This window comes from Streptomyces chilikensis (genome assembly GCF_001642695.1).
GTDB lineage: Bacteria > Actinomycetota > Actinomycetes > Streptomycetales > Streptomycetaceae > Streptomyces > Streptomyces chilikensis.
The window spans coordinates 1,338,435-1,348,434 of sequence record NZ_LWCC02000005.1 but is presented as its reverse complement, the minus strand read 5'-3'; the positions used below and the strand labels follow the sequence as shown (position 1 = coordinate 1,348,434).

10 protein-coding genes (1 of these 10 running past the window's edge) are annotated in these 10,000 nt (G+C 73.8%); 5 read left to right on the top strand and 5 right to left on the bottom strand.

What is annotated here, in order from left to right:
- The 3 genes from A2U95_RS05975 to A2U95_RS05965 form a co-directional block, all read right to left on the bottom strand.
- Nucleotides 1–872 carry the 5' portion of a glycoside hydrolase family 18 chitinase gene (locus A2U95_RS05975; RefSeq protein WP_166021176.1) on the bottom strand. The gene continues 958 nt to the left of window position 1, outside the view, so only the first 872 of its 1,830 coding nucleotides appear in the window; it begins with the start codon at nt 870–872; the stop codon falls past the left edge of the window.
- A 180-nt stretch (nt 873–1,052) separates the two neighbouring features.
- Nucleotides 1,053–1,757, bottom strand: coding sequence for a response regulator (locus A2U95_RS05970; protein ID WP_166021175.1), 705 nt, complete (start codon nt 1,755–1,757; stop codon nt 1,053–1,055).
- Entirely contained in the window at nt 1,703–2,914 is a 1,212-nt protein-coding gene (locus A2U95_RS05965) for a sensor histidine kinase (RefSeq protein ID WP_166021174.1), read from the bottom strand. Before A2U95_RS05965 ends, A2U95_RS05970 begins: the two co-directional genes overlap by 55 nt.
- Before the next feature lie 163 nt (nt 2,915–3,077).
- Between A2U95_RS05965 and A2U95_RS05960 the strand changes: the two genes are divergently transcribed.
- A complete protein-coding gene (locus A2U95_RS05960) occupies nt 3,078–3,707 on the top strand; it encodes a hypothetical protein (protein WP_166021173.1) in 630 nt (209 codons plus the stop codon).
- Here the strand turns inward: A2U95_RS05960 and A2U95_RS05955 are convergent.
- Entirely contained in the window at nt 3,624–4,196 is a 573-nt protein-coding gene (locus tag A2U95_RS05955; RefSeq protein ID WP_166021172.1) for a cob(I)yrinic acid a,c-diamide adenosyltransferase, read from the bottom strand. The genes A2U95_RS05960 and A2U95_RS05955 overlap by 84 nt on opposite strands.
- A 145-nt stretch (nt 4,197–4,341) precedes the next feature.
- Here A2U95_RS05955 and A2U95_RS05950 point away from each other — a divergent pair, with 145 nt between their 5' ends.
- The 3 genes from A2U95_RS05950 to A2U95_RS05940 all read left to right on the top strand — a co-directional run bounded on the left by A2U95_RS05950 (nt 4,342) and on the right by A2U95_RS05940 (nt 8,635).
- The gene (locus A2U95_RS05950; RefSeq protein ID WP_166021171.1) at nt 4,342–5,190 is read left to right on the top strand and encodes a 3-hydroxyacyl-CoA dehydrogenase family protein; all 849 of its coding nucleotides are present in this window, start codon (nt 4,342–4,344) and stop codon (nt 5,188–5,190) included.
- Between the two features lie 181 nt (nt 5,191–5,371).
- On the top strand, nt 5,372–5,695 hold the full coding sequence (locus tag A2U95_RS05945) for an STAS domain-containing protein (protein ID WP_166021170.1): 324 nt from the start codon (nt 5,372–5,374) through the stop codon (nt 5,693–5,695).
- A 423-nt stretch (nt 5,696–6,118) separates the two neighbouring features.
- Entirely contained in the window at nt 6,119–8,635 is a 2,517-nt protein-coding gene (locus A2U95_RS05940) for an ATP-binding protein (protein WP_420856968.1), read from the top strand.
- Nucleotides 8,636–8,735: 100 nt separating this feature from the next.
- Here A2U95_RS05940 and nucS read toward each other — a convergent pair whose 3' ends face one another.
- Nucleotides 8,736–9,407, bottom strand: a complete 672-nt coding sequence (gene nucS, locus A2U95_RS05935) for an endonuclease NucS (protein ID WP_206282823.1) — start codon at nt 9,405–9,407, stop codon at nt 8,736–8,738.
- 254 nt (nt 9,408–9,661) lie between these two features.
- On the opposite strand from nucS, the gene A2U95_RS05930 reads away from it, so the two are divergent.
- Nucleotides 9,662–10,000 (top strand): SCO5389 family protein (locus tag A2U95_RS05930; protein ID WP_166021167.1); only part of this gene is annotated, 339 nt, incomplete at its 3' end.

The following is a 10,000-nucleotide window of genomic DNA, read 5'->3' as shown; positions in this document are numbered from 1 at the left end:
TCGTCGAGGACGCACTGCCCGTTCTTGACGTTGCCGAACGAGTAGTTGATGTGCGTGATCTTCGAGGCCGAGCCGGAGGTCACCAGGTTCTTGACGTGGTAGTTCCGGCCGTAGATGCCCCACTCGGTGAAGTAGCCGAGGTTGACCTTGCCGCCGGGCGGCGGGTCGGTGGGCGTGGTGGAGCCGCCGGTGGTGCGGACGGCGACGGAGGCGCTGACCGGGCCGGTCTGGTCGGCGGTGTCGCGCGCCTGCACCGCGTAGGAGTAGTCGGTGCCGGCGGTCAGGCCGGAGTCGGTGTACGAGGTGCCGGTGACGGTGGCGACCTTCACGCCGCCGCGCAGCACGTCGTAGTTCTTGACGCCCTTGTCGTCGGTGGCCGCGGTCCAGGACAGCTTGACCGAGGTGTCGGTGATGCTTGAGGCGGTCGGCTTGCCGGGGGCGGACGGCAGGCTGTCACCGGGGACGGGGGTCTCGCCGTCGCAGGAGCCGCCGTTGATCTTGCAGCCGGAGGGCGAGCCGGTGCCGGAGCCGTTGAAGCCGAAGGTGACGGAGGCGCCCGGGGCGAGGCTGCCGTTCCAGCCCAGGTTCTTACCCGTCCAGTGGTTGCCGGAGTTGGTGACGGTGGCGTCCCAGGCGGAGGTCACCTTGGTGCCGGTGGGGAAGTCCCACTCGACGGTCCAGGAGGAGAGGGCGGTGGTGCCGGTGTTCTTCACCGTCCACTTGCCTTCGAAGCCGGAGCCCCAGTCCTGCGTCTTGGCGTAGGTGGCGGTGACCGAGGTGGCCGCCTGGGCGGGCGTGGCGAGCCCGACCAGTCCGGCGAGGGGAAGGACGAGCGTGGCGACCGCCGCCGTCATCCGTTGTCTGAAGCGCATCTGCGCCTCCTCCGGGGGGTGAGGGTGAGAGGGGTGCTGCGACTACCGGGTACCTTGACGAGTCCATGACCCCGTGCAAGTGCGGTCAGCGTAGAAAGGTCTGGACCACCGGTCAATAGGTCTGGACCAATGCAGTCTTCTTGTTTAATGCGCGGTCCGGTCCCGGGGAGGCCGCCGCCCTCAGATCCCCAACTCCTGCGCGAACACCGCCGCTTGCACGCGGCTGCGCAGCTCCAGCTTTCCCAGCAGGCGGCTGACGTGCGTCTTCACCGTGGCCTCCGCCATCTCCAGGCGGCCGGCGATCTGCGCGTTGGACAGCCCTTCGCCGAGGCAGGAGAGCACCTCGCGCTCCCGCGGCGTCAGGGTGGCCAGGGCCGCCGGGTCCGGCCCGCCCTCGCGGGGCGGGCGTCCGGTCGGGCCGGCGGCGAAGGCCGCGATCAGCCGCCGGGTGACGGCCGGGGCGATCAGGCCCTCGCCGCGCGCCACCGTCCGCACCCCCTCTATCAGCTCGGCCGCCTCGGCGCTCTTCAGCAGGAAGCCGGCCGCGCCCGCGCGCAGGGTGCCGAAGACGTACTCGTCCAGGTCGAAGGTGGTCAGCACCAGGACGTCGGCCAGCTGCTCGGCGGCGATCCGCCGGGTGGCGCCCACCCCGTCGAGCAGCGGCATCTGCACGTCCATCAGCACCACGTCCGGCCGCAGTTCGCGGGCCAGCTCCACCGCCCGCTCGCCGTCGGCGGCCTCCCCGACCACCTCGACGTCGGGAGCGCTGCGCAGGATCAGCACCAGTCCGGCACGCACGGCCGACTGGTCCTCGGCGACCACCACCCGGATCACGGGACCATCCCTTCCCCTTCCGGCACGGGAAGATGCGCCCGCACCACCCATCTCCCGTCCTCGGGCCCGGCCTCGAAGCCGCCGCCGACCAGCACCGCCCGCTCCCGCATCCCGATCAGCCCGGCCCCCGCCCCCGGCGCGCGGGCGGACTGCCCGTCCGGGGTGCCGTGGGCGCTGGTGACCTCGACGCGGAGCGCGCCGCCGTCGAGCCGCAGGGCGACCGTCACGGGGCCGGGCGCGGCGTGCTTGAGGACGTTGGTCAGCGACTCCTGGACGATCCGGTAGGCGGCCAGCTCCACCGGCGAGGGCAGGCGCGTGCGGCCGGCCCCCGCGTCCGGGCCGGACCCCAGGCCGGGGCCGAGGTCCAGGGTCACCGCGAAGCCCGCCGCCCGGACCCCCTCGGCCAGGGGCGGCAGGCTCTCCAGGGTGGGCGCGGCCGACGGTTCCAGGTCCTCGCCCCCGGCCCGCAGCAGGCCGATCAGCCGCCGCATCTCGGTCAGCGCCGCCACGCTGTTCTCCCGGATCACGCCCAGCGCCCGGCGGGAGGTGTCCGCGTCGTCCAGCGACAGCGCCGCCGTGGAGTGCACCGCCACCGCCGACAGGTGGCCGGCGATCACGTCGTGCAACTCCCGCGCCATCCGCGTCCGCTCGGCGGTGACCGCCTGGGCGCGGTCCAGCTCGGCCAGGCGCGCGGTCCGCTCCGCCTCCCGCCGGGCGGCCCGTGCCGCGTCGCGGTGGTGGCGGACCAGGGCGCCGGTGGCGGCCGGACCGAAGACGATCAGGCCCACCCCCAGGCCCGGCATCAGCGAGTAGGCGTCCCGCCAGGTCACCACGCTCCAGACGACCGCCGCCAGGGTCAGTGCGCCGGCGGCCACCGGCAGGCGGCGGGCCAGGCGCGCGCTGCCGTAGACGGCGGCCGCGTACACCAGGTCGGTGAAGAGCAGGACGGTGGCCAGGCTGCCGGTGGTGAGCTGGTCCGCCACCAGGGCCACGCAGCCCACGGCCAGCCCCGTCAGCGGCCGGACGCGGCGCAGCAGCTCCAGCCCCGCCGTCACGGCCAGCGGCACCAGCACCCACCAGCCGGGCACGTCCCGCCGCGGATACAGGTCCAGGCCCACCGCCCACAGCAGCAGGCCCAGCGCCAGCCCGCCGAGGGCCGCCGCCACGTCGAAGGGGCGCGGTCCCCTCGGGAAGGTCTCGACGGTCATGCCCCCATCCAACACGGCTTCGCGGCCCGCCACATGCGGCCGGCGCACCCCCCGGGCGCGCGGCGTGTACATCGAACGATGCAGCCCCGTCTCGTCGTCGTGGCCGATGCGGCCCCCGCGTGCGGGAGGGAGGCTGGAGGGGACGAAGGACGGAGGGACCGACGTGATCCTGGCCCTGATCATCGCCTGCGAGGCCGGCTTCTGGGTGCTGCTCGCCGCGGGGCTGGCCGTGCGGTACCTGCTGCGCCGGCGGCGGCTGAGCACCGTCCTGCTGCTGTGTGAACCGGTGCTCGAGGTCGTGCTGTTCGTGGTGACCGTCGTCGACCTGCGCGGCGGCGCCGAGCCCGACTGGCAGCACGGCCTGGCCGCCCTCTACATCGGCTTCACCGTCGCCTACGGGCACTACACGATCACCTGGCTCGACGGCCACGCCGCGCACCGCCTGGCCGGCGCCCCGCGCCCGCCGAAGCCGCCGCGGTACGGCGCGGCCCGCGCCGCGCACGAGGGCCGGCTCTGGCTGCGCACGGTGCTCGCCGCCGCCGTGGCCGCCGCCCTGCTGCAGGGCGGCATCTGGTACATCGGCGGCGACGGCGACGCGTCCACGCTGCGGTCCTTCCAGGGGACGGCGCTGCGGGCGGTGGCGATCCACGGGCTGATCGCCCTCAGCTACGCGCTCTTCCCCAAGCGGCCCAAGGGCGCCCCGGAGGGATCAGCGCTCCCCGCCGGGGACCCACAGGACGTCGCCCGTGGACAGGTTGGCGACCCGCGCAAGGATGAAGAGCAGGTCCGATAGCCGGTTGAGGTAGGTGGCGGTCAGGGGGTTCATGGTCTCGCCGTGGACCTCCAGGGCCGCCCAGGTCGAGCGCTCGGCCCGGCGCACCACCGTGCACGCCTGGTGGAGCAGCGCCGCGCCGGGCGTGCCGCCCGGCAGGATGAAGGAACGCAGCTTCTCCAGCCGGTCGTTGAACCGGTCGCAGTCCTCCTCCAGCCGGTCGACGTAGAACTGCTCCACCCGCAGCGGCGGGTACTCGGGGTCCTCCACGACCGGCGTCGACAGGTCGGCGCCCACGTCGAAGAGATCGTTCTGGACGCGGGTGAGGACGGCGACCACGTCCTCCTCCAGGCCGCCCAGGGCGACGGCCGTGCCGATCACGGCGTTCGCCTCGTTCGCGTCGGCATAGGCGGAAATGCGGAGGTCCGTCTTCGGGACCCGGCTCATGTCGCCGAGGTTGGTGGTGCCCTTGTCCCCGGTACGGGTGTAGATGCGCGTCAGATTGACCATGGGGCCCAGCCTAGGGAACGCCTCCCCGGGGAGCACCGCGGGTGTGATGTCCGTCAAATGAGACGTGACGCGCGTTACTTAGCGGTCACGAGCGTCTCCCCGGGCGCTAATGTCCGACCGGTAGACACGAGAACAGGGAGTGGCAGTGGCAGGAAAGCTCGCCGTCATCGGAGCCGGCCTCATGGGTTCCGGCATCGCCCAGGTCTCCGCGCAGGCGGGTTGGGACGTCGTCCTGCGCGATGTCACCGACGAGGCGCTCAACCGGGGTCTGGACGGCATCAAGGCCTCCTACGACAAGTTCGTGAGCAAGGGCAAGCTCGACGCCGCCGACGCCGAGGCCGCGCTGGCCCGGATCACCCCCACCACCGACCTCGACGCAGCCGGCGACGCGGACGTGGTCGTCGAGGCGGTCTTCGAGAAGATCGAGGTCAAGCACGAGATCTTCCGCGCCCTGGACAAGATCGCGCGTGAGGACGCGGTGCTCGCGTCGAACACCTCCGCCATCCCGATCACCAAGATCGCCGCGGTGACCGGGCGGCCCGAGCGGGTGGTGGGCACGCACTTCTTCTCGCCGGTGCCGATGATGCAGCTGTGCGAGCTGGTCCGCGGCCACAAGACCAGCGACGAAACCCTCGCCCGGGCGCGGGAGTTCGCCGAGTCGGTGGGCAAGACCTGCATCGTGGTCAACCGCGACGTGGCGGGCTTCGTCACCACCCGGCTGATCTCCGCCCTGGTCGTGGAGGCCGCCAAGCTCTACGAGTCCGGCGTCGCCAGCGCCGAGGACATCGACATCGCCTGCAAGCTGGGCTTCGGCCACGCCATGGGCCCGCTGGCCACCGCCGACCTGACCGGCGTCGACATCCTGCTCCACGCGGCCTCCAACATCTACACGGAGTCGCAGGACGAGAAGTTCGCGCCGCCGGAGCTGATGCGCCGAATGGTGGACGCCGGTGACATCGGCCGCAAGAGCGGGCAGGGCTTCTACAAGCACTGACCGCCGTGAACGATCGCGGGTCCGCCCGCGCCGCCGGACCGGAATCACCCCTCGGATCACCCGAGAGGGTGATTTCGGTATCGGTTCGCTTACAGACGGCAACTTCTGGTTCCCCAAAGGCGTCAGAAGTGGCATCACCGTACGCACACGGTGGTAGAAGACGCATTTCCGGGGAGCACTTATGTTCATCAGGGGCGACCACGCCGAGCTGGTCGTCGGGGGCCGCCTCGACGTCCGCAGCGCGGCGGACGCCCGTACGGTCCTGCACTCCGCCGTCGACGACGGCGCCGGCGACCTGGTCCTGGACCTCTCGGAGCTCCACTCCTGGGACGCCACCGGACTGGGCGTGATCATGGGTGTGCACCGGCGGGCCGGCCGCGCCGGACGCCGGCTGGTGCTGCGCGGCGTACCGCCGCAGATGCAGCGGCTGCTGGTGGCCACCAGACTCCACCGCATCCTCGCCATCGAGGGCGGCCTCGCGGCGGAGAGCCTGCCGCGGGTCTGACGGCGGCCCCCCTCGCCGCGCCCGGCGGCGGATCCCGGACTCCCCGGACCCTCACGCCACCCGCCGCACACCGGTCCCGTCCGTGGCGCGGCGCTCTGCCGCGCGGCGCGAATCCACATCAGACTGTGATGTCGCGGACGGAGCCGCACCCCGGCTGGTCGGACATACTGAGCGAGGTTTAAGGTTCGGTCGCCCGCCGACCCGACATCAGACATTCCCTACGGCGGCCCGGACCAGAGGCGACTGCGCGGTGTGCGGCGAGGCCGGGAGGGGCTCGGCACACGACGCTTTGGGGGCTTTGGACCTATGGACCCGAACAGCCGCGGACCCGAGGAGCACGGCCACGGCGGAAGCGGCCGTCCGCCGCGCCCGCGTGCGTCCCGGGACCCGCTCACGCCGGACTTCGGCCAGCACACGCCCGCCGTGGCACGCACCACCGAGGTGTTCACCGACGACCTGCTGCTGACCGTCAATCCCGTCGACGGCAGCGAGATCGAGCTGTGCCCGCCCGAACGGACGCCCGAGCGGCCCGCCAAGCTCACCGCCGGGCAACGCGCCCAGGCGGACCGGGCGGCGGCCCGCGCCGCGGCGCCCGCGGCCGACCCGGCCGCGGGCGTGCCCGTCCCGCCGCTGCTGGAGCGTCAGGAGGAGCGCGAGGAACTCGTGCGGCTGCTGGCCCGCGGCCGCTCCGCCCGCCTGGTCGGCCCGTCCGGCTCCGGCCGGAGCCGCCTGCTGGACGTCGTCGCCGAGGACTGCGCCGACCTCGCCCCCGACGGCGTCATCCGCCTCAACGGCCTCGGCCGCGGCCCGGACGACCTCCTCCACGACCTCTTCCACACCGCCTACGACGCCTCCCGCCGCCGCCCCTCCGAGGAGGAACTGCGCGAACTGCTCGGCCGGATCGGCGCCGTGGTCGTCGTCGACGACCTCGGCTTCGGCGGCGCCGACCTCTCCCGGCTGCTCGACGCCACCCCCGAGTGCGCCTTCCTGATATCCGCGACGCCCGACGTCCCCGAACCCGCCGCCGAGGCGCTGATGGAGACGGTCACCCTCACCGGCCTCACCCGGGCCGCCGGCCTCCAACTGCTCGGCCACGCCGTCGGACGCCCCCTCACCGAGGAGGAGACGACCTGGGTGGGCGACCTCTGGTTCGAGTCGGAGGGCCTGCCGCTGCGGTTCGTCCAGGCCGGCGCGCTGCTGCGCCAGCGGGACCGGCTGCGCGCCGCCACCGACGTGGTGGACGAGGTCGGCGTCTTCCAGGACGCGGTGCCGGTGCCCGACGCCGACGTCCCGTTCGACACCCGCGAGGAGGCCGCCCCGCTGCCCTCGCTGGCCGAGGGCGCCGCACCCGCGCCGCTGCTCGCCTCCCGGCTCTCCTCCTCCGCGCGCGACGCGCTGCGGTTCGCGGTGGCCCTCGGCGGCGAACTGCCGCAGCCGGCCCACCTGCCCGCCCTGGTGGGCGACACCCACGCCGACGGTGCGCTGGGCGAACTCCTCGGCTGCGCCCTGGTCTCGCCCGCGGGCCACCGCCACCGGCTCGCCGCCGGGGTGCCGGCACAGCTCGAGGCCGCCGGGTACGCCGACGACGCCGCACAGCGCATCCGCACCGCCGCCGAGCACTACGCCTGGTGGGCCGGACACCAGTCCGTCACCCCCGAGCGGGTCTGCGCCGAGAGCGGCGCGGTGCTGGCGGTGCTGGCCGCGCTGCCGCCCTCCGACGGCGACCTGGCGCTGCGGCTCGCCCGCACCGCCGCACCCGCCTTCGCCGCCGGACTGGCCTGGACCGCCTGGGAGCAGGCCCTGCGCGCCGGCGTGGAGGCGGCCCGCCTGGCCGGCGAGGTCTCCGAGCAGGGCTACTTCCACCACGAACTCGGTGTGCTGGCGCTCTGTCAGGGACGGTACGAGCGGGCGCGCACCGAACTGGACGCGGCGGTCGCGCTGCGGGCCGCCGCCGCCGACAAGCGGGGACAGGTCGCCGGGCGCCGCGCGCTGACCCTGGTCGCCGACCGCACGGGCGACCTGCCCGGAATCGACTTCGCCACCCCCTCGGCGGAGACGTCCGCCGCCGCGGCGGCGGCCGGCGCGGCCCTCGCCGCCTTCGGGGCGTTCGAGGCATTCGGCTCCGGCGACACCGACCCGCACGCCCCGAAGGCCGGACCCGGCCCGGCGCGCGACGGCGGCACGGTCTTCGCCGGCGACGCCCCGGTCACCCGGCGGTCCGAGCCGGTGGGCAAGGCCCGCGGCCTGGTGGGCGGCGCCCGCAAGAACCTGGTCGCCACCGGCGCGGGCGCGCTGCTGGTCGCGGTGCTGGGCACCGTGGTGACCCTGGGCGCGACGGGCGGCGACCAGGGCGTGCCGACCGAGGGCACCGGCCCGAACCCCTCCGCGAGCCAGGGCTACGACGACGGACCCGACGCCGACGAAGCCGTCGACGACGGCACCGGCACCGGCACGGCCACCAGCCGCCCGACCGACCCCGGCCCCGACGGCGTGCTCGGCACCCCCGACGACCCGGCGACACCCTCCGGGGACGCCGACCCGACGGACGACGAGACCGAGGACGACCAGGACACCTCCGGCGGCACCACCACCGAGCCGTCGGCCTCCACCAAGCCCCCGGCCACGACCAAGCCCCCCACGAGCGGCTCCGGCAGCCCGAGCGGCAGCGCGTCGGGCAGCCCCTCGGGCGGTTCCGACGCGGGCACCGGCTCCGGCACCCAGGGCGGCACCACCGACGGCGGGACCGAGGGCGGCACCACCGAAGGCACCACGGACGGCGGGACCGAGGGCGGCACCACCGAAGGCGGTACGGAGGGCGGCACCACGGACGGCGCCGACGGCGGAGCGGCGACCACCACGACGTCCGGCGGCGCGCAGGCCTCCCCGTCCCTGACCGGAGCACCCGGGCCGTCCCCGTCCCTGACGCCGGATCTCGTCTGAGGCGGACGCACCACCGCCCCCACGGCGACGGACCGTGGGGCGGTGGTGTCCGCGCGGCGCCGTCCGCGCGCCGGAACGGCGCGCGCCGACGGTCCGCGCGTCAGAACAGGCGGAGCTTGTCGTCCTCGATGCCGCGGAGGGCGTCGTAGTCGAGGACCTGGCAGGCGATGCCCCGGTCCGTCGCCAGCACCCGGGCCTGCGGCTTGATCTCCTGCGCCGCGAACACGCCCCGCACCGGAGCGAGCAACGGGTCGCGGTTCAGCAGCTCCAGATAGCGCGTCAGCTGCTCGACGCCGTCGATCTCCCCGCGCCGCTTGATCTCCACGGCCACGGTCCGTCCCTCGCCGTCGCGGCACAGGATGTCGACCGGCCCGATCGCCGTCATGTACTCGCGGCGGATCAGCGTCCAGCCCTCGCCCAGGGTCTCGATGCGGTCGGCGAGCAGTTCCTGGAGGTGCGCCTCGACGCCGTCCTTGATCAGGCCCGGGTCCACGCCCAGTTCGTGCGAGGAGTCGTGGAGGATCTCCTCCATCGTGATGATCAGCTTCTCGCCCGCCTTGTTGATCACCGTCCAGACGCCGGCCTCGTCACCCGCGCCCTCCTTGAGGGTGCACGGGGGCGACATCCAGTTCAGCGGCTTGTAGGCGCGGTCGTCCGCGTGGATGGAGACGCTTCCGTCCGCCTTGACCAGGATCAGGCGGGGAGCGGACGGCAGGTGTGCGGTGAGGCGCCCCGCGTAGTCGACGGAGCAGCGGGCGATGACAAGACGCATGGTCGGCAACGCTACTCGACCCGCGGCACTCCACGCGATTCGCCCTGGAGGCCCTTGTCCGGTTCTGGCTGATTGTGTGCGGACCCGAGCGATGCGAAATCGGTCAAGTCCACCGTCTCCTGGTGCGGGGGACCTGGAGGTGCCTACCGTAGTGGACGGGCGGTCGTGGCACGGGTACGGAGCGTGTCCGGCGTCCGCGGCGTCCCTTACCGTCCGGCAACCCCCTTCGCCGAGGGGGTGCGAGAGGAGTACTCATGTCGCTCGACGTCTCACCGGCCCTGCTCGAACAGGCCGAGCGAGGCGAGGTCGACGAAGCGGCCTTCGTCGACTGCGTCCGGACCTCCCTGCCCTACGCGTGGGAGATGATCAGCTCACTGGTGGCCCAGCTGAAGGTGGACGGCGGACCGTTCGCCGACAACCAGACGCCGCCGCCGGACGAGCAGGCACGGGGTCAGCTCCTGCGCGCGCTCGCCAGCGACGCCATCCGGGGTGCCCTGCAGCGCCACTTCGGCGTGCGCCTCGCGTTCCAGAACTGCCACCGCGTCGCGGTGTTCCCGCTGGACGGGAGCGACGAGAGGCTGGCCCGCTTCACC

Excerpts from the sequence above, each read along its gene's own strand:
- A2U95_RS05970 (WP_166021175.1), bottom strand. The coding sequence starts at position 1,757 with ATGGGTGGTGCGGGCGCATCTTCCCGTGCCGGAAGGGGAAGGGATGGT.
- A2U95_RS05965 (WP_166021174.1), bottom strand. The coding sequence starts at position 2,914 with ATGACCGTCGAGACCTTCCCGAGGGGACCGCGCCCCTTCGACGTGGCG.
- A2U95_RS05955 (WP_166021172.1), bottom strand. The coding sequence starts at position 4,196 with ATGGTCAATCTGACGCGCATCTACACCCGTACCGGGGACAAGGGCACC.
- A2U95_RS05945 (WP_166021170.1), top strand. The coding sequence starts at position 5,372 with ATGTTCATCAGGGGCGACCACGCCGAGCTGGTCGTCGGGGGCCGCCTC.
- nucS (WP_206282823.1), bottom strand. The coding sequence starts at position 9,407 with ATGCGTCTTGTCATCGCCCGCTGCTCCGTCGACTACGCGGGGCGCCTC.